Annotated in this window: 17 protein-coding genes; 11 read left to right on the top strand and 6 right to left on the bottom strand. The window is 72.2% G+C overall.

From position 1 onward, the window contains the following. Positions 1 to 41: 41 nt before the first annotated feature. The 5 genes from ACFT32_RS10805 (at position 42) to ACFT32_RS10825 (ending at position 4,285) form a co-directional block, all read left to right on the top strand. On the top strand, positions 42 to 1,325 hold the full coding sequence (locus ACFT32_RS10805) for an ABC transporter substrate-binding protein (RefSeq protein WP_382488039.1): 1,284 nt from the start codon (positions 42 to 44) through the stop codon (positions 1,323 to 1,325). Further along, the gene (locus ACFT32_RS10810; RefSeq protein ID WP_382488041.1) at positions 1,322 to 2,260 is read left to right on the top strand and encodes a carbohydrate ABC transporter permease; all 939 of its coding nucleotides are present in this window, start codon (positions 1,322 to 1,324) and stop codon (positions 2,258 to 2,260) included. The genes ACFT32_RS10805 and ACFT32_RS10810 overlap by 4 nt, the downstream gene beginning before the upstream one ends. Continuing rightward, complete coding sequence (locus ACFT32_RS10815; RefSeq protein WP_382488043.1) at positions 2,257 to 3,117, top strand: carbohydrate ABC transporter permease; 861 nt, start codon at positions 2,257 to 2,259, stop codon at positions 3,115 to 3,117. Before ACFT32_RS10810 ends, ACFT32_RS10815 begins: the two co-directional genes overlap by 4 nt. Continuing rightward, positions 3,114 to 3,716: a hypothetical protein gene (locus ACFT32_RS10820; protein WP_382488044.1), complete on the top strand. Its 603-nt coding sequence runs from the start codon at positions 3,114 to 3,116 to the stop codon at positions 3,714 to 3,716. The genes ACFT32_RS10815 and ACFT32_RS10820 overlap by 4 nt, the downstream gene beginning before the upstream one ends. 116 nt (positions 3,717 to 3,832) lie before the next feature. Continuing rightward, a complete protein-coding gene (locus tag ACFT32_RS10825; RefSeq protein ID WP_382488046.1) occupies positions 3,833 to 4,285 on the top strand; it encodes a phospholipase in 453 nt (150 codons plus the stop codon). A gap of 62 nt (positions 4,286 to 4,347) precedes the next feature. Here the strand turns inward: ACFT32_RS10825 and ACFT32_RS10830 are convergent, their stop codons facing one another. Beyond that, complete coding sequence (locus ACFT32_RS10830; RefSeq protein ID WP_382488048.1) at positions 4,348 to 5,046, bottom strand: phosphatase PAP2 family protein; 699 nt, start codon at positions 5,044 to 5,046, stop codon at positions 4,348 to 4,350. Positions 5,047 to 5,224: 178 nt separating this feature from the next. Between ACFT32_RS10830 and ACFT32_RS10835 the strand changes: the two genes are divergently transcribed. Continuing rightward, positions 5,225 to 5,881: a class I SAM-dependent methyltransferase gene (locus ACFT32_RS10835; RefSeq protein ID WP_382488049.1), complete on the top strand. Its 657-nt coding sequence runs from the start codon at positions 5,225 to 5,227 to the stop codon at positions 5,879 to 5,881. Positions 5,882 to 5,911: 30 nt separating this feature from the next. Here the strand turns inward: ACFT32_RS10835 and ACFT32_RS10840 are convergent, their stop codons facing one another. Both ACFT32_RS10840 and ACFT32_RS10845 read right to left on the bottom strand, forming a co-directional pair. Then, positions 5,912 to 8,167 carry a heavy metal translocating P-type ATPase gene (locus ACFT32_RS10840; protein ID WP_382488051.1) on the bottom strand — a complete coding sequence of 752 codons (2,256 nt, stop codon included), beginning with the start codon at positions 8,165 to 8,167 and terminating at the stop codon, positions 5,912 to 5,914. A 2-nt stretch (positions 8,168 to 8,169) separates the two neighbouring features. Continuing rightward, entirely contained in the window at positions 8,170 to 8,382 is a 213-nt protein-coding gene (locus tag ACFT32_RS10845; protein ID WP_382488053.1) for a heavy-metal-associated domain-containing protein, read from the bottom strand. A gap of 191 nt (positions 8,383 to 8,573) precedes the next feature. Between ACFT32_RS10845 and ACFT32_RS10850 the strand changes: the two genes are divergently transcribed. Next, positions 8,574 to 9,536 (top strand): hypothetical protein, encoded by a 963-nt coding sequence (locus ACFT32_RS10850; RefSeq protein WP_382488054.1) that lies wholly within the window; start codon positions 8,574 to 8,576, stop codon positions 9,534 to 9,536. 3 nt (positions 9,537 to 9,539) lie between these two features. Here the strand turns inward: ACFT32_RS10850 and ACFT32_RS10855 are convergent, their stop codons facing one another. Both ACFT32_RS10855 and ACFT32_RS10860 read right to left on the bottom strand, forming a co-directional pair. Further along, positions 9,540 to 11,357: a glycoside hydrolase family 15 protein gene (locus tag ACFT32_RS10855; RefSeq protein ID WP_382488056.1), complete on the bottom strand. Its 1,818-nt coding sequence runs from the start codon at positions 11,355 to 11,357 to the stop codon at positions 9,540 to 9,542. A 68-nt stretch (positions 11,358 to 11,425) separates the two neighbouring features. Continuing rightward, the gene (locus ACFT32_RS10860) at positions 11,426 to 12,205 is read right to left on the bottom strand and encodes a DeoR/GlpR family DNA-binding transcription regulator (protein WP_382488057.1); all 780 of its coding nucleotides are present in this window, start codon (positions 12,203 to 12,205) and stop codon (positions 11,426 to 11,428) included. A gap of 117 nt (positions 12,206 to 12,322) precedes the next feature. Between ACFT32_RS10860 and ACFT32_RS10865 the strand changes: the two genes are divergently transcribed. Then, entirely contained in the window at positions 12,323 to 13,204 is an 882-nt protein-coding gene (locus tag ACFT32_RS10865; protein ID WP_382488059.1) for an SIS domain-containing protein, read from the top strand. A gap of 35 nt (positions 13,205 to 13,239) precedes the next feature. Beyond that, on the top strand, positions 13,240 to 14,094 hold the full coding sequence (locus ACFT32_RS10870) for a ketose-bisphosphate aldolase (RefSeq protein ID WP_382488060.1): 855 nt from the start codon (positions 13,240 to 13,242) through the stop codon (positions 14,092 to 14,094). A gap of 26 nt (positions 14,095 to 14,120) precedes the next feature. Here ACFT32_RS10870 and ACFT32_RS10875 read toward each other — a convergent pair whose 3' ends face one another. Further along, complete coding sequence (locus ACFT32_RS10875; protein WP_382488062.1) at positions 14,121 to 15,257, bottom strand: methyltransferase; 1,137 nt, start codon at positions 15,255 to 15,257, stop codon at positions 14,121 to 14,123. 68 nt (positions 15,258 to 15,325) lie between these two features. Here ACFT32_RS10875 and ACFT32_RS10880 point away from each other — a divergent pair, with 68 nt between their 5' ends. Together ACFT32_RS10880 and ACFT32_RS10885 are read left to right on the top strand one after the other, a co-directional pair. Further along, the gene (locus tag ACFT32_RS10880) at positions 15,326 to 15,970 is read left to right on the top strand and encodes an alpha-ketoglutarate-dependent dioxygenase AlkB family protein (protein ID WP_382488064.1); all 645 of its coding nucleotides are present in this window, start codon (positions 15,326 to 15,328) and stop codon (positions 15,968 to 15,970) included. A gap of 36 nt (positions 15,971 to 16,006) precedes the next feature. Next, positions 16,007 to 17,245 carry an ROK family protein gene (locus ACFT32_RS10885; protein WP_382488065.1) on the top strand — a complete coding sequence of 413 codons (1,239 nt, stop codon included), beginning with the start codon at positions 16,007 to 16,009 and terminating at the stop codon, positions 17,243 to 17,245. The last annotated feature ends 16 nt before the right edge of the window (positions 17,246 to 17,261 follow it).

The raw sequence follows: 17,261 nt of genomic DNA on the forward strand, positions 1-17,261 counted from the left end.
GGGCCAACAGGAAGTCCGAGGAAGGGAGAGGTGACCTCGGCATGCCCGGACACAGGACAAAGGGGTTCTGCGCGTCGGCCGCCGCACTGGCACTGTGCGCCGTGCTGGCAGGCTGCGGAGGAACCGGGGAATCCGCCGGCGGCGGCAAGGTCGTGCTGCGCTACACGTGGTGGGGCAACCCCGACCGCGCGGCACGCACCGAGCAGGCCGTCGCGCTGTTCGAGAAACAGCACCCGGACATCGACGTCACGACGTCGTTCTCCGGCTACGACGCCTACAAACAGAAGCTCGCCACCCAGGCCGCCGGCGGTGACGCCCCGGACGTCATGCAGCTCGACTACCGCCAGATCGACCAGTACGCCTCCGGCGGTGTGCTGCTCGACCTGGCGAAGCAGAAGCCGGTCCTGCGCACCTCCGAGATCGACCAGGGGCTGCTCGGCACCGGCCGCGTGGACGACGTCCAGTACGCGATCCCTCAGGGCCGCGGCACCGAGACCGTCGTCTACGACGTCGCGACCTGGAAGAAGTCGGGCGTTCCGCTCCCCGGCGAGAGCTGGACCTGGAGCCAGTGGGCCGACGCCATGCGCGCCCTCGCGAAGAAGACCGGCAGGCCCGGAGCCACCGACCCCGGCTGGAGCGAGGACGGTTTCGAAGTCTGGCTGCGGGGACAGGGCAAGTCCCTCTACACCGAGGCCGGCGGCCTCGGTTTCACCGCCGACGACCTCACCCGCTGGTGGACCTTCACGGACCGGCTCCGGCGTGAGGGGGCCGTCTCGCCCGCCGAGCAGACCACCCAGCTGGACGGCACCGTGGAGAACACCCCGCTCGGGCGCGGCGAGGCGACCTCCGACAACAACTGGGACGCCCCGTCCAGCGGCTACACGGCCCTGGTCAAGGGCGGAGTCGCCCTCGCCCCCATGCCGTCCGGCGAGGACGGCACACCCGGCCAGTACTTCAAGCCGTCCATGTTCCTCGGCGTCTCGGCCAACACCGGCCACCCCAAGGAGGCGGCCCAGCTCGTCGACTTCATGATCAACGACCGGCGGGCCGCGAAGATCCTCGGCGCCGGCCGCGGCATCCCCGTCAACGAGACCATCCGCGACGAGATCGGCCCGGAGCTCAAGGACTTCGACAAGACCATCGCCGACTTCCAGGCATCCCTGGACGGCAAGCTCAAGGACCCGCCCCAGGCCCCGCCCTCGGGCGACAACGCCCTGCAGACCACCTTCCAGCGCGACTACGACCAGGTGTCCTATGCGCGCATGTCGCCCCGCCAGGCGGCCGAGAACTACGTCACCGAGGCGAAAGCGGAGCTGAGGTCATGACCACCACCGCGATCCCCTCGGAGGCGAAGCGCGCCCCCGCAACCACCCCGAAGCGCCGCCCCAGGCGCGAACGCCAGGGCGCCGCCTGGGTGTTCCTCTCCCCGTGGGTGCTCGGGGCGACCGTCCTGACGCTGCTGCCGATGGCCGTGTCGCTGTACCTGTCGTTCACCGACTACGACCTGTTCAACCCGCCGAAGTGGGTGGGCCTGCGCAACTACGCGCAGATGTTCACCGAGGACCCGCGCTACTGGCGCTCGGTCGTGACGACCCTGACGTACGTCGTCATCGCGGTGCCCCTGCAACTCGCGCTCGCCCTCGTCGTCGCGCTCGCCCTGAAGGGCATGAAGCGCGGCAAGGGCTTCTACCGCTCCGCCTTCTACGCGCCCTCGCTGCTCGGCGCGTCGATGTCCATCGCCCTGGTCTGGCGAGCGGTCTTCAACGACGGCGGCACGGTCGACAACCTGCTCGGCACCGGCGGCTGGGTCAACAAGCCCGGCTTCGCGCTGCTGGCCGTCGCGCTGCTGACGGTGTGGCAGTTCGGCGCGCCGATGGTCATCTTCCTCGCCGGGCTCCAGCAGATCCCCGCCGAGCTGTACGAGGCGGCGGCGGTGGACGGGGCGGGCAAGTGGCGGCAGTTCCTGTCGGTCACCGTGCCGATGCTGTCCCCGGTGCTGTTCTTCAACCTGGTCCTGCAGACCATCCAGGCCTTCCAGGTGTTCACGCCCGCCTTCGCGATCAGCGCGGGCAAGGGCGGACCTGCCGACTCGACCCTCGTCTACACCATGTACCTCTACGACCGGGGCTTCGTCGCCTCCCACATGGGCTACGCCTCCGCCATGGCCTGGGTGCTGCTCCTCGTGATCGGCGTCGTCACGGCGGTGCTGTTCCGCACCTCGCGCTCCTGGGTCTTCTACGCCTCCGAGGGGGACCGGTGACCTCTACGACCGTTACGCACAGGCCCGTTCGCTGGGGCCGTGTCGCCGTGCACCTCGGCTGCCTGGCCGCGCTGCTGGTCATGCTGTACCCGCTGGCCTGGCTGCTGGCCACCTCGCTCAAGCCCGCCGACGAGGTCATCGCGAGCCTGAACCTGCTGCCCAGCCACCTGGAGTGGTCGAACTACTCCACCGCCCTGGACGGCGTCAACGACGTCTCCATCTGGCGGCTGCTCGGCAACTCGCTGCTGATCGCGGGCGGCGCGGTCCTCGGCAACGTCATCAGCTGCTCGCTCGCCGCCTACGCCTTCGCGCGCCTCAGGTTCCGCTTCCGCGGGCCGCTGTTCGCCTTCATGATCGCCACGATCATGCTTCCGCACCACGCGGTGCTGATCCCGCAGTACATCATCTTCAACCAGCTCGGCCTGGTGAACACCTACTGGCCGCTGATCCTGCCGAAGTTCCTCGCCACCGAGGCGTTCTTCGTCTTCCTCATCGTGCAGTTCATGCGCGGGCTGCCGCGCGAGCTGGAGGAGGCGGCCCGGATCGACGGCTGCGGGCCCTTCCGCAGCTTCTTCCAGGTCGTGCTGCCGCTCACCCGCCCGGCCCTGATCACCACGGCAATCTTCACCTTCATCTGGACCTGGAACGACTTCTTCACGCAGCTCATCTACCTCTTCGACCCGGAGAAGTTCACGCTGACCCTCGCGCTGCGCTCCTTCGTGGACGCCTCCAGCACCTCCGCGTTCGGCCCGATGTTCGCGTTGTCGGTGATCGCGCTGCTGCCGATCGTGCTGTTCTTCCTCGCCTTCCAGCGGTTCCTGGTGGAGGGCATGGCCAGCTCCGGAGTCAAGGGGTGAGCGGGGTGCGCACTCGTGAGGCCGGTGAGGTGTTCGGGCCGCGCATGGCCCTGTTCGCCGATGTGCTGAGCGTCGGCCTCGCCACGGCGGCGGCCTGTCTGCCGCTGGTGACCGCACCGGCCGCGCTGTCGACGGCCTGCGCCGTACTGCGCGGCGCGGGACAGGACCGGCCCGTCACGGCGGGGCGGTACTTCGCCCTGCTGCGGCGGCGGCTCCGGGCCGGTGACCTGCTGGCGGGAGGCGTGGCCCTGGCCGGCCTGCTGCTGCTCGCGGCCGACCTCGCGCTGGCCGGGGCGGGGCTGCCCGGGGCGCGGTTGTTCGCGGTGGCCGCCGCCGTCATCGGGGCCTGCGCGACGGTCGTCGGCCTGCGGGCCTGCGGACGTCCCGAGTCGCTCACCGACTGGCGCGCGGCGGTGCGCGGGGCCGCCCGGGACGCCGTCGGGGACGTGGGCGGCAGCGGGCTGGTCCTGCTCGCCGTCGCGACGGCCGCGCTGTGCGCGTGGATGCTGTTGCCCCTGGCCTTCCTGGTCCCGGGGCCGATGGCCCTCGCGCTCACCGCCGTCGACGTACGCCGGTCGGCTGCCGTTCTCGTTCAATAGCCAAGAATTAAGGGGCCATTGGGGCACCTCAGGTGTGAGCACCCTCGGGAGGTGGCGATGCTCTTGTCATGAACCTGCGGCTCGATCGGCGGGCCGCAGCCTCATGGAGGTGTGGGATGCACCGCAGACTCGCCACCGGTCTTGCCGCCTCAACCCTGTCCCTCGTCACCGTCGTCGGCACCGCGACCCTCGCGAGTGCCGCCCCCGCCGACAAGCCCCAGGTGCTCGCGAGCTGGACGCAGACCAGCGCTTCGAGCTACAACGCCTGGGCCGCCGCCCGCGCGAACCAGTCCACCTGGGCCGCGTACGCCTTCGACTGGTCGACCGACTACTGCTCCTCGTCGCCGGACAACCCGTTCGGCTTCCCCTTCTCGATGTCCTGCGCCCGCCACGACTTCGGCTACCGCAACTACAAGGCCGCAGGCACCTTCAGCGCCGACAAGTCCCGTCTCGACAGCGCCTTCTACGAGGACCTCAAGCGGATCTGCGCCGCCTACACGGGCGGCACGAAGAACGCCTGCGACAGCACGGCGTGGACGTACTACCAGGCGGTGAAGGCCTTCGGCTGAGGGTCTGCCGGTGTGCCGGGGCCGGGGCGCGGGGCGGCAGGCCGCACGCCCGGCCGACGGCCTCAACGGCCGGTGGAGCCGATGCTGATCCGCGGCCATGAACGGGCCGCCGTCAGGAGCGCCTGGGTCCGTGCCGACGGAGTGGCCGCCGCCGCGGCCAGCGCCGCGGCGGCGCTCGCGATGCCGAGGACCGCGCCGGCGGCCACGTCGCCCGGATAGTGCACGCCCGTGTGGATGCGGGAGTAGCCGACCGCACTTGCCAGCGCCCCGAGCGGCACCGCGGCGGGCGGCAGGACCACACCGACGGCGGTGGCGAACGCGACCGCCGACGCCGTGTGCCCGGACGGGAACGAGGCCGACGTGGGCATCCGGACATGCCGGTCCACCGTCACCCGGGCCGCCTCCCGGTCCGGCCGGGCCCGGCGCACCAGGCGCTTGCCGAGCAGGTTGGCGGAGGCCGACGCCACGGCGATCGCCCCGACGCCGACGATCGCGGCCCGGCGCGGGCGCTTCCCGGCCAGAGCAAGGGCGGCGGCGATGCCGAACGAGATCTTGGAGTGGTCGGCCGCGTGGGACAGATGGCGCAGCGTCCGGTCGAGGGTGGGCGTGGGGGTGGCCGCCACCGCCGCGTACAGGGCGCCGTCCACGGCCCTGAGATCGCCGAGTACGGCGGCCAGGAGCCGGCCGGGTCCGCTCGCGGGCTTCCCTCCGCCCGGCAGCGGACGGGGGGCGTCCGCGTCTGTGATCGTCGGATCGGTCATGTGCTTCTCCCCGCAGTGGCCTTTCCCCAGCAAGGTACCGGCTCACGCCGGGCGCACGCTCGGCGCCCCCGCGGGCCGGTACCTGCTGAGTGCCCACGCGGCGGACGGCCATCCGTGAGCCGTGAGCCGTGAGGCGGACTCGGGCACGGCCGTCCGGGCGACCTGGTGAACTTGCGGCATGACGTCACCGCCGCACCGGGTCCTGCGCGCACTCGAGAGCTTCCACGCCGCCCGCCCCTGGGACCACAACGCCCACTTCCACCGCTGGATCCTGCGGCGACTCCCCGCGCGTGCGGGAAGCGCCCTGGACGTGGGGTGCGGCAGTGGTGACCTCGCCCGGCTGCTGGCCACCCGGGCCGACCGGGTGCGGGGGATCGACGCCGACCCGGCGATCACGGCCCGGGCGCGGGAGCTGACCCCGGCGACGGCCCCGGTGACCTACGCGGTGGCCGACGCGCCGACCGGGCTTCCCGACGAGTCGTTCGACGTCATCACCTGCGTCGCCGTGCTCCACCACCTGCCGTTCACGGAGACCCTCCAGGCCTTCCGCGACCGTCTGGCACCCGGCGGCACCCTGGTCGTCGTCGGGGTCTCCCGGGAACAGACCCCCACCGACCACCTTCTCGGCATCGTGTCGGTCCCGCTCAACATCGTCATGGCCCTGGTGCGGAACCGGGGCCGCCGGGCAGCACGCCCGGCCTCGATGACGGCCCCCACGAGACCGGCGGACATGACCTTCTCCGAGATCCTCCGCGAGGCGTGTGCCGTCCTGCCCGGTGCCCGTCTGCGCCGCCGTCTGTTCTGGCGCTACACGCTGGTGTGGCGCCACCGCTGACCGGGCCGCCGTGCCGGTCCTGCGACCGCTTCAGCCGGCGGCCCGGAAGGTGCGCAGCCGCAGCGAGTTGCCGACGACGAACACCGAGGAGAAGGCCATGGCGGCCCCGGCGATCATCGGCGTGAGCAGTCCGGCCGCGGCCAGCGGCAGGGCCGCCACGTTGTAGGCGAAGGCCCAGAACAGGTTCGAGCGGATGGTGCCGAGGGTGCGGCGGGAGAGGCGGATGGCGTCCGCAGCGGCCCGCAGGTCGCCCCGCACCAGGGTCAGGTCCCCGGCCTCGATCGCGGCGTCGGTGCCGGTGCCCATGGCCAGTCCGAGATCGGCCTGGGCCAGGGCCGCCGCGTCGTTGACACCGTCGCCGACCATCGCCACCGAACGGCCCTCGGCCTGCAGCCGCTTGACGACGTCGACCTTGTCCTGCGGGAGGACCTCGGCGACCACATCCTCCGGAGCGATACCGACCTCGCGGGCGACGGACCGGGCCACCGCCTCGTTGTCGCCGGTCAGCAGGATGGGGGTCAGCCCGAGTGCGCGTAGCCGCCGGATCGCTTCAGCGCTCGTCTCCTTCACAGCGTCGGCGACCTCCAGCACCGCACGCGTCTCACCGTCCCAGGCGACCGCGATGGCGGTACGCCCGGCGTCCTCGGCCGCCGCCCTGGCACGGGCCAGGTCCTCCGGCAGCTCCATCGCCCAGTCGGCCAGCAGCCGCTCCCGCCCGACGAGCACCGCGTGGCCCTCCACGACGCCCTGGACGCCGAGCCCGGGCACATTGGCGAAGTCCTCCGGCGTGGGCAGCGCGCCGCCCAGCTTCTCCAGCGCCCCGTCGGCGACGGCCCGGGCGATCGGATGCTCGGAGGAGTGCTCCAGTGCCCCGGCCAGCCGCAGCACCTCGGCCTCGCCGGTGCCGTCGGCGGTGTGCACGGCGAGCAGGGTCATCCGGCCGGTGGTGACGGTGCCGGTCTTGTCCAGGACGACGGTATCGACCCGGCGCGTGGACTCCAGGACCTCCGGGCCCTTGATGAGGATGCCGAGCTGGGCACCCCGCCCGGTGCCTACCATCAGCGCGGTCGGCGTGGCCAGGCCGAGGGCGCACGGGCAGGCGATGACCAGGACGGCGACCGCGGCCGTGAAGGCGGCCGTCAGACCGGCGCCGTTGCCGAGCCAGAAGCCCAGTGTGCCCAGTGCGAGTGCGATCACGACCGGCACGAACACGGCGGAGATCCGGTCCGCGAGCCGCTGCGCCGCGGCCTTGCCGTTCTGCGCGTCCTCCACCAGCCGGGCCATGCGGGCCAGTTGGGTGTCGGAACCGACCCGGGTGGCGCGCACGACGAGCCGCCCGCCGACGTTGATCGTGGCGCCCGTGACCGGGTCGCCGGTGCCGACCTCCACCGGCACGGACTCGCCGGTGAGCATCGAGGCGTCCACGGCCGAGGAACCCTCGACGACCGTCCCGTCGGTGGCGATCTTCTCGCCGGGCCGGACCAGGAAGCGGTCGCCGACCCTCAACTCCGCGATCGGAACGGTCTGTTCACGGCCTTCGTCCCGCAGCACGGTGACGTCCTTCGCGCCCAGCTCCAGCAGCGCCCGCAGCGCTGCCCCCGCCTTGCGCTTCGCGCGGGCCTCGAAGTACCGCCCGGCCAGGAGGAAGGCCGTCACGCCCGCGGCGGCCTCCAGGTAGATGTTCCCCGCCCCGTCCGTGCGCTCGATGGTCAGCTCGAAGGGGTGCGTCATGCCCGGCGTGCCCGCGGTGCCGAAGAACAGCGCCCACAGCGACCAAAGGAACGCGGCCGAGGTGCCCACCGAGATCAGCGTGTCCATGGTGGCCGCGCCGTGCCGGGCGTTGGTGAACGCGGCCTTGTGGAAGGGCCAGGCCGCGTACGTCACGACAGGCGCGGCCAGCGTGAGCGACAGCCACTGCCAGTACTCGAACTGCAGCGCCGGGATCATGGCCATGGCCACGACGGGCACCGCCAGCACCACGGCCGTGACCAGCCGCTCGCGCAGTGGACGGAGTTCGTCGGTCTCCTCGGCGGGCTCGGTGTGCCCCTCGGCCGGTGCCGGTTCCTGGGCGGTGTACCCGGTGGCCTCGACGGTGGCGATCAGATCCCCGACCGAGACGTCATCGGAGTAGCTGACCTTCGCCTTCTCGGTGGCGTAGTTGACGGTGGCGGTGACCCCGTCCATGCGGTTGAGCTTCTTCTCGATGCGCGCCGCGCAGGAGGCACAGGTCATGCCTCCGATGGCGAGCTCCACTTCGGCGCCGGTCCCGACCGTTTCGGTGGTCATGGTCAGACCCGCCCGGTCAGCTCGTAGCCGGCCTCGTCGACGGTCTCCGCGATCACGGCGTCGTCGGGCTCGGCGGCACTGGTGACGGTGACGTGTCCGGCGCCGAGATCGACGTCGACGCCGCTGACGCCGTCCAGCCCGCCGATGGCCTCGGTCAGCGTGGCCCTGCAGTGACCGCAGGACATTCCGGCGACGGCGTAGGTGGTGGCGGGCATCGGTGCCTCCTAGGAATGCTTCCGAAGAATACGGGGCGGGGGTATCCCCTCGCCGAGTTCCTGTATACCCCCGAGGGGTATAGGATGCAAGCGCGAGAACAGCTTGACTCGTTACCCCCCAGGGGTATGGTGAGCTGCATGGAGTCCCCGCATCCGAGCGGGAGGCCCGCTTCTTGAAGGAGACGCCGGCCATGAATACCGGACTGAAGATCACCGCCTTCGCCGCCGCCCTGGCCGCGACGTTCGGCACGGCCTACGGCGTCGGGCAGGGCATCGACCCCGTCGTCGCCGACCGGCCGCCGAAGCACGAGGACGAGCACACCCGGCCCGCGCCGGAGCCGAAGGAGGACGGGGGTCACGCCGGACAGGAGACGCCCCCGGCCGGCGGACTCCAGATCTCCGAGGGCGGCTACACGCTCGACCTCGAGACCCCGCGCGTCACCGCCGGACAGCGGGCCGACCTGCGCTTCACCGTCCGGGACGGCAGCGGCCGGGCAGTCACCGCCTACCAGCGCGAACACGAGAAGGAACTCCACCTCATCGTGGCCTCACGCGACCTGGTCACCTACCGCCACCTGCACCCCGCCCGCGCCGCCGACGGCACCTGGAGCATCCCCGTCGACCTGCCCCGCGCCGGCGGCTACCGCGTCTTCGCCGACTTCACCCCGGCGAAGGAGAACGCCCGGAACCTCACCCTCGGCGCGGACCTCGCCGCCTCCGGCCGGTACCAGCCGGAGAAACTCCCGCCGGCGAGCACCACGGCCGAGACCGACGGCTACGAGGTCGAACTGGCCGGCGCCCTGCGCCCGGGCAGGGCGAGCGAACTGAAACTGCAGGTCTCCCGCGCCGGCAAGCCCGTCACCGACCTCCAGCCCTACCTCGGCGCGTACGGCCACCTGGTCGCCCTGCGCTCCGGCGACCTCGCCTACCTGCATGTCCACCCCAACGGCGAACCCGGCGACGGCACCACCCGGCCCGGCCCGGCCGTCTCGTTCACGGCCACGGCACCCAGCGCCGGTTCCTACCGCCTGTTCCTCGACTTCAAGCACGAGGGAAAGGTCCGCACGGCCGCGTTCACCGTCCGGGCAGGAGGGGCTGCGGCCGCTGAACCGGATACCCCTGAGGGGCATGCGGACGACGGCCACGGGCACTGAGCCTCAGCCGAGCGCCCGGTCCAGGTTGAAAGCCGCGCTGATCAGTGCCAGATGCGTGAACGCCTGCGGGAAGTTGCCCTGCTGCTCCCCGGTGTGGCTGATCTCCTCGGCGTACAGGCCGAGATGGTTGGCGTACGTCAGCATCTTCTCGAAGGCCAGGCGCGCTTCGTCGATCCGGCCGGCGTGCACCATGGCCTCGACGAACCAGAACGAGCAGATGGAGAACGTGCCCTCGTCACCGCGCACACCGTCGGGGCTGGACTGCGGGTCGTAGCGGTAGACCAGCGAGTCCGACACCAGTTCCTCGGTGAGGACGTCCAGCGTCGACAGCCACTTGGGGTCCGTCGGGGCGATGAACTTCGTCAGCGGCATCATCAGCACGGCCGCGTCCAGCACGTCGCCGTCCTCGTGCTGGACGAAGGCCCGGCGCTCCTCGGACCAGCCCCGGCTCATGATCCGCCGGTAGATCGTGTCGCGGCACTCCCGCCAGCGCGGCAGATCGGCGGGCAGCCCGCGCCGGGTGGCCATCCGGATGGCCCGCTCGATCGCCACCCAGCACATCAGCCGCGAGTACAGGAAGTTCTTGCGGCCGCCCCGGGTCTCCCAGACCCCCTCGTCGGGCTGGTCCCAGTGCGCGCACACCCAGTCCACCAGCGCGGTCACATCGTCCCACTGGCCGCTGGAGATGGGCTTGGCCCACTTGTCGTAGAGGTAGATGGAGTCGATCAGCGCGCCGTAGATGTCGAGCTGGAGCTGGTCGGCCGCCGCGTTGCCGACCCGTACCGGAGCGGAGTTCTCGTGGCCCTCCAGATGGTCGAGAGTGCGTTCGGGCAGGTCGGTGCGCCCGTCGATGCCGTACATGATCTGCAGCGGTCCGGAGTGCTTGCCCTCGCCCGGGCTGATGTGCCGGGACACGAAGTCCATGAACGCCTCGGCCTCGCCGGTGAAGCCCAGCCGCAGCAGGGCGTAGACGCAGAACGCCGCGTCGCGCACCCACACATACCGGTAGTCCCAGTTGCGTTCGCCGCCGAGCCGCTCGGGCAGGCTCGTCGTCGGCGCGGCCACGATCGCCCCGGTCGGCGCGTACGTCAGCAGCTTCAGCGTCAGGGCCGAGCGGTGCACCATCTCCCGCCAGCGGCCCCGGTACCGCGACGACGCCAGCCAGGCCCGCCAGTACGCCACCGTCGCCGAGAGCTGCTCCTCCGCCTCCGTGCGCGCACACCGGCGGGGCGACACCTCGCCGCCGACCTTGTCCAGCGCGAACACCGCCGACTCGCCCTCGCCGAGCTTGAAGTCCCCGCACACGTCAGGACCGTCGGCCTCCAGCGGCACGGTCGCGGTCAGCGCGAGCGCCATCCCGTCGGCTTCGAAGAGCGCCGTCTCGCCGTTCAGCCGGACGGTGTGCGGCCGGGTGCCGTAGTCGAACCGGGGAGCCACGCGTGTACGGAACGGGATCGAGCCGCGTACGCACACCACCCGCCGGATCAGCCGGTGCCGCTCGGCCTCGGCCGGCTCGCCGTCCACCGGCATGAAGTCCTGCACCTCGCCGACGCCGTCCTCGGTGAAGAACCGGGTCATCAGGACGTTGGTGTCCGGGAAGTAGAACTGCTTGGTCCGGGCCGGCACGGTCGCCGCCAGTTCGAAGCAGCCGCCGCGCTCCGCGTCCAGGATCGAGGCGAACACGCTCGGCGCGTCGAAGGCCGGGCAGCAGTACCAGTCGATGGTGCCGTCGGTCCCCACCAGTGCCACGCTGCGCAGGTCGCCGATCAGCCCGTGCTCGGCGATCGGCAGATACCGCCGGCCGTCCGCTGTTCCCCGCATGGCAGCCTCCCTGCCCTGGCGAGCGCCTGGCTATCAGCTTAGGCCCGCACAGGGAAAGCGGCCGAGTGTCACACCGTGACGACCCGCAGCCCGGCCTCCTCGAAGGGGCGCAGCGTCTCCGGGGCGGCCGCCGTGTCCGTGACCAGCGTGTCCACCGCCTCGGCCGCGCAGATCCGGGCGAACGCGCGCTGGCCCAGCTTGCTGGAGTCGGCGGCCACGACCACGCGCTCCGCGCGCTCGCACAGCAGCCGGTTGATCGCGGCCTCGGCCTCGTCGTGCGCAGCCGCCCCGTGCGTGACGTCGAAGGCGACCACGCCGAGCACCGCCACATCGACGGTGATCTGCCCGAGCACCCCGTCCGCGAGCGGCCCGACCAGCTCGTACGACTGTGCGCGGGCCACCCCGCCGGTCAGCACGATCTTGAACTGGGGGCGTACGGCCAGCTCGTTGGCGATGTTCAGTGCGTTCGTCACGACGGTCAGCGCGGGCGACCCGGACGCCAGATCCCCGCGCGCCGCCAGCGCCCGCGCCACCTCGGTGGTGGTCGTACCGCCGGTCAGCCCGACCGCCTCACCGGGCGCGACCAGATCCGCCACCGCCTTCGCGATGCGCTGCTTCTCCGAGGCGTGCCGAGCCGTCTTGTAGCGCAGCGGCAGCTCGTACGACACGCCGTGCACGACCGCGCCGCCCCGGGTGCGCACCAGCATCTGCTGCTCGGCCAGCCCGTCGAAGTCGCGGCGGATCGTCGCGGCCGACACTCCGAGCTCCCCGGCCGCCTCCTCGACGTCCAGCCGGCCGCGCTCCACGAGCAGGTCCAGCAGCGCCTTCCAGCGGGCGTCGCGCGACATCCGCACCTCCACATCTCGATCTCCGGGCGACCCTAGCGCACCCGATCTCACGTAATGCTTGATGTTGCTCGAAAGCTGGCGATATCTTGCAGGAGCAATCAGAGCGGAGGGTGCGGCATGACGCATGTCGAGGACGAGCTGATCAGCCAGCCCGAGTGCTGGACACGCGCCGCCTCGGAGGCGGCGGGATACGCGGAGGTGTTGCCGGCGACCGGGGAGCGGGTCGCGATCGTCGGCTGCGGCACCTCCTACTTCATGGCGCAGGCCGCCGCGGCCCTGCGCGAGGACTCCGGCCAGGGCGAGACCGACGCGTTCGCCGCCTCGGAATTCCCGTACGGCAGGGGCTACGACCGGGTCGTCGCCCTCACCCGCTCCGGCACCACGACCGAAGTCCTCGACCTGCTCGGCCGGTTGAAGGGCCGCACCCGCACCACCGCGATCACCGCCGACCCGGACACGCCCGTGATGACGGCGGCCGACGAGCTCGCGGTGCTCGACTTCGCGGACGAACGCTCCGTCGTCCAGACCCGGTTCGCGACCACCGCCCTCACTCTCCTCCGCGCCCATCTGGGACTCCACCCCGCCACGGCCGTCACCGACGCGCGCACCGCCCTGGCGGAACCCCTGCCCGAAGGCCTGGTGGAATGCGCCCAGTTCGCCTTCCTGGGACGCGGCTGGACCATCGGCCTGGCCAACGAGGCCGGGCTGAAGATGCGCGAGGCGTCGCTGTCCTGGGCGGAGGCCTACCCGGCGATGGAGTACCGGCACGGGCCCATCAGCGTCACCACCAGCTCCACCGCGACCTGGATGTTCGGGGACGCGCCGGACGGCCTCGCCGAACAGGTCCGCGGCACGGGCGCGTTGTGGATCGCCGGAACCCTGGACCCGCTCGCCGAACTCGTCCGTGCCCAGCGGCTCGCCGTCGCGGTCGCCGCGTCACGCGGCCTCGACCCGGACAGCCCCCGCCATCTCACCCGCTCGGTGATCCTCACTCACTGACCTCGGTGATCCTCGTCCCTGACCCTGGAGGCACCGTGCCCCTCACCACCACCGGCGAGCTCGTCACCCGCGCCGCCGAGGCTTGCTCGGCCGTCGCCTCGTTCAACGTCATCACGCTGGAACACGTCGAGGCGGTCATCGCAGGGGCCGAGTCCGTGCACGCCCCCGTCGTGCTCCAGGTCAGCGAGAACGCGGTCAAGTTCCGCGGCGGGCACCTGCTCCCGCTCGCCCGCGCGGCCGCCGCCGAAGCCGAACGCGCCGCCGTACCGGTCGCGTTGCACCTCGACCACGTACAGAGCGACGCCCTGCTGTACCAGGCGGCGGAGGCCGGCTTCAGCTCCGTGATGTACGACGCGGCCCGGCTGCCCTATGCCCAGAACCTCGCCACGACCCGGGCGGCCGTCGACTGGGCCCACGCGCAAGGACTCTGGATCGAGGCCGAACTGGGGCAGATCGGCGGCAAGAACGGCAGGCCCCCGCTGGACGCGCACGCCCCCGGTGCCCGCACCGACCCCGACGAGGCCCGGGCCTTCGTCGCCGACTCGGGGGTGGACGCCCTGGCCGTCGCCATCGGCAGCGCCCACGCCATGACCACCCGCACCGCGACCCTCGATCACGCCCTCCTCAAGCGCCTGTCGGCAACCCTGGACGTCCCGCTCGTCCTGCACGGCTCCTCCGGCGTCCCCGACGACGAACTCACGGCAGCAGTCGTGGGCGGCATCGCCAAGGTCAACATCGGCACGGCCCTGAACATCGCGCTGACCGGCGCCGTCCGGGACTTCCTCGCCGAGCATCCCGAGGCCGTCGACCCGCGCGGCTACCTCACGGTGGCGCGAGAGGCGATGACGCGGGCGGTGGCGAAAACCCTGAGGACCCTAGGGGCCCTCTGATGGATCTCCGCAGCGTCTAGGCCCGGCTACCGCTTGACGGCCTTCAGCACCACGAACTTCGGGTCACTGGCGACCAGTCGGCTGTTGCCGAAGATCCGCCGCAGCGTGACGTGGTAGCCCAGATGCCGGTTGCCGATCACCCACAGCTCGCCGCCCGGCCGCAGCGCGCGCCGCGCCCCTGTGAACATCCGCCGGGCCGTGGCGTCCGTCGTCGCCTGGTGGGAGTGGAACGGCGGGTTGTTGAGGACCAGGTCGACACTGCCCGACGGCACGCCGGCGAGCCCGTCGCCGACCCGGAACTCGGCGTGCCCCGGTACCCCGTTCGCCTTGTACGTCGCCTCCGCCGAGGCCACGGCCTGGAACGACTCGTCCACGAACAGCACCTCGGCCTCCGGGTCGGCCAGCGCCACCGCCGTACCGACCACGCCGTTGCCGCACCCCAGATCCACCACCCGCCGGCCGTCGCCCCGGCTGCTCGGCAGCTGCCCGAGGAAGAACCGGGTGCCGATGTCGAGCCGGTCGGCGCAGAAGACCCCCGCGTGGTTGACGACGGTGCCTCCCGAGGCCGGGCCGATGCCGTCCGGCAGCGTGTAGACGTACGGCCAGGGACTGGCGGGCCGCTCCAGTGCGGGATCCGGCGTGCAGAAGATCAGCCGGGCCTTCTTCTCGGCGAGCGAGGTACGGGTCGGGCCGAGGATCCGCTCGAACAACTGGAGCGTCGAGGTGTGGATCTCCTTCACCATCCCCGTGCCCACGACAACGGTCCCCGCGTGCACCGCCGGCGCCAGCCGCAGCAGCTGGTCCTCCAGCAGCGCCAGGCTCTTCGGCACCCGCACCACGAGCACGTCGACGCGGTCGGGCGGCGGATCCTGCGTGGTGAGCAGCCGGACCGCGCCGGGCTCGACACCGTGCCGCGCCAGGTTGGCCCGGGTCGCCTCCTGGGCCAGATGGGAATCCGTGATCTGCGTCGGCCGGTGCTCCGCGAGCGCCGTCACCAGCGCGCCCCACCGGTCCCCGAGCACCACGACCGTGCCCGACAACGGGACCCGCTCCCGCTCCAGATACCTCAGCACGTACTCGTCGGAAGCGTCCCAAGCGCGCAGCCTGTCACGCGGATCCTCGGGGAAACGGGTCAGCGCGAACTCGCCCCACGGCGTTGTCATACGGTCGTTCATCGTGCGTCAAGGCTAGCCGAGCCGCAGCTCAGGCCGTGTCGGGCAGGATGGGAAGCATGGACGGCGAGCTGTTCCCCAGGGCCCTTGCGCAGGTGGCAGCCGGGGCCGTGCACCTACCGGACTGGCTGGACGCCGAGCGCCAGCGGGAGCTGCTGGAGGCCTGCCGGGAATGGGCCCGCCCACCGGCCGGACTGCGCACGGTCCGCACACCCGGCGGCGGCACGATGACCGCCCGGCAGGTCTGCCTCGGCTGGCACTGGTACCCGTACGCCTACGCCCGCACGGTGGCCGACGGCGACGGGACCCCGGTCAAGCCGTTCCCCGAGTGGCTGGGCGACCTGGGCCGCCGAGCGGTCCAGGACGCCCTGGGCGCCCCAGCAACGGCTGCCTACGACATCGCACTGATCAACTTCTACGACGGCGACGCCCGCATGGGCATGCACCGCGACAGCGACGAGAAGTCGGACGCGCCGGTGGTGTCGCTGAGCCTCGGCGACACCTGTGTCTTCCGCTTCGGCAACACCGAGACCCGCACCCGGCCCTACACCGACGTCGAGCTGCGCAGCGGCGACCTGTTCGTCTTCGGCGGCCCGTCCCGGCTCGCCTACCACGGCGTTCCCCGGGTACACGGGGGCACGGCACCGCCCGGGCTCGGCCTGACCGGACGGCTCAACATCACGCTCCGGGTCAGCGGCCTGTAAGCCGCAGGCCCGGCGGATCATGGGAGACTCGCCCTCATGAGCGGGAAGGCGGACCCCCGGCAGGCGGGGGACGGGAGCACCTCGAGGACGCGGCTGGACCGGGGGCGCGCAGCGCTCGGACCCGCGCTGGAACTCGTCCACACCGGACGCGCGCCGACCCGGGCTGTACTCACCGCCGAGCTCGGAGTGACCCGGGCGACGGCCGGCGCGGTCGCCGCCGAGCTGGAGGCGCTCGGGCTGATCCGGGTCGACGCCCGGCCCGGCGCGGCGGCCGGCTCCCAGGGCAGGCCCTCACACCGGCTGGCCGTCGCCGAGAACGGCCCCGTCGCGCTCGCCGCGCAGGTGCACGCCGACGGGTTTCGGGCGGCGCTGGTCGGGCTGGGCGGCCGGATCGTCGCGACCGCGCCCGGCTGCGAGGTCGTCGACGCGGACCCGGCGAAGGTGCTCGCGTCCGTCGTCACGGCGGGCTCCGAGTTGCTGCGAGAGACAGGGCGCCGGTGTGTGGGCGCCGGACTCGCCGTCCCGTCCGCGGTCGCCGAACCCGAGGGCCTGGCGCTCAACCCGCTCCACTTGGCCTGGCCCGCGGGCGCGCCCGTCCGCGACATCTTCGCCGAGCAGGTGCGCGCGGCCGGCATCGACGGACCCGCCTTCGCCGCGAACGACGTCAACCTCGCCGCGCTCGCCGAGCACCGGCACGGCGCCGGCCGCGGCGCCCGCGACCTGCTGTGCGTGGCCACCGGCCACCGGGGCGTCGGCGGTGCGCTCGTCCTCGACGGCCGCCTCCACAGAGGCAGTTCGGGCCTCGCCCTCGAGGTCGGGCACCTCACCGTGCACCCCGAGGGCCGCCCCTGCCACTGCGGCAGCCGCGGCTGCCTGGACGTCGAGACCGACCCGCTGGCCTTCCTCACGGCGGCGGGCCGCGACCCGGGCCCCGAGGTGTCCCTGCTCCAGCAGTCCATCGACCTGGTCCGCCACCACTACGACGACCCGGGCGTACGCACCGCCACCGAGGCCCTCATCGACCGTCTCGGCCTCGGACTCGCCGGCCTGGTCAACATCCTCAACCCGGACCGCATCATCCTCGGCGGCCTGCACCGCACCCTCCTGGACGCCGACCCCGACCGCCTCCGCGCGGTCGTCGCCGACCGCAGCCTCTGGGGCCAGAGCGGCGGCGTCCCCATCCTGCCGTGCACCCTCGACCACAACAGCCTGGTCGGCGCGGCGGAACTGGCGTGGCAGCCGGTACTGGACGATCCCCTCGGGGCGCTTGCCTAGGGCGCAGGCCACGCAG

It is taken from the genome of Streptomyces sp. NPDC057002, from assembly GCF_042673825.1.
Classification (GTDB): Bacteria; Actinomycetota; Actinomycetes; order Streptomycetales; family Streptomycetaceae; genus Streptomyces.

Excerpts from the sequence above, each read along its gene's own strand:
- ACFT32_RS10850 (WP_382488054.1), top strand. The coding sequence starts at position 8,574 with ATGAATACCGGACTGAAGATCACCGCCTTCGCCGCCGCCCTGGCCGCG.
- ACFT32_RS10875 (WP_382488062.1), bottom strand. The coding sequence starts at position 15,257 with ATGACAACGCCGTGGGGCGAGTTCGCGCTGACCCGTTTCCCCGAGGAT.
- ACFT32_RS10825 (WP_382488046.1), top strand. The coding sequence starts at position 3,833 with ATGCACCGCAGACTCGCCACCGGTCTTGCCGCCTCAACCCTGTCCCTC.
- ACFT32_RS10835 (WP_382488049.1), top strand. The coding sequence starts at position 5,225 with ATGACGTCACCGCCGCACCGGGTCCTGCGCGCACTCGAGAGCTTCCAC.
- ACFT32_RS10865 (WP_382488059.1), top strand. The coding sequence starts at position 12,323 with ATGACGCATGTCGAGGACGAGCTGATCAGCCAGCCCGAGTGCTGGACA.
- ACFT32_RS10855 (WP_382488056.1), bottom strand. The coding sequence starts at position 11,357 with ATGCGGGGAACAGCGGACGGCCGGCGGTATCTGCCGATCGCCGAGCAC.
- ACFT32_RS10830 (WP_382488048.1), bottom strand. The coding sequence starts at position 5,046 with ATGACCGATCCGACGATCACAGACGCGGACGCCCCCCGTCCGCTGCCG.
- ACFT32_RS10805 (WP_382488039.1), top strand. The coding sequence starts at position 42 with ATGCCCGGACACAGGACAAAGGGGTTCTGCGCGTCGGCCGCCGCACTG.
- ACFT32_RS10840 (WP_382488051.1), bottom strand. The coding sequence starts at position 8,167 with ATGACCACCGAAACGGTCGGGACCGGCGCCGAAGTGGAGCTCGCCATC.
- ACFT32_RS10810 (WP_382488041.1), top strand. The coding sequence starts at position 1,322 with ATGACCACCACCGCGATCCCCTCGGAGGCGAAGCGCGCCCCCGCAACC.
- ACFT32_RS10885 (WP_382488065.1), top strand. The coding sequence starts at position 16,007 with ATGAGCGGGAAGGCGGACCCCCGGCAGGCGGGGGACGGGAGCACCTCG.
- ACFT32_RS10845 (WP_382488053.1), bottom strand. The coding sequence starts at position 8,382 with ATGCCCGCCACCACCTACGCCGTCGCCGGAATGTCCTGCGGTCACTGC.
- ACFT32_RS10880 (WP_382488064.1), top strand. The coding sequence starts at position 15,326 with ATGGACGGCGAGCTGTTCCCCAGGGCCCTTGCGCAGGTGGCAGCCGGG.
- ACFT32_RS10860 (WP_382488057.1), bottom strand. The coding sequence starts at position 12,205 with ATGTCGCGCGACGCCCGCTGGAAGGCGCTGCTGGACCTGCTCGTGGAG.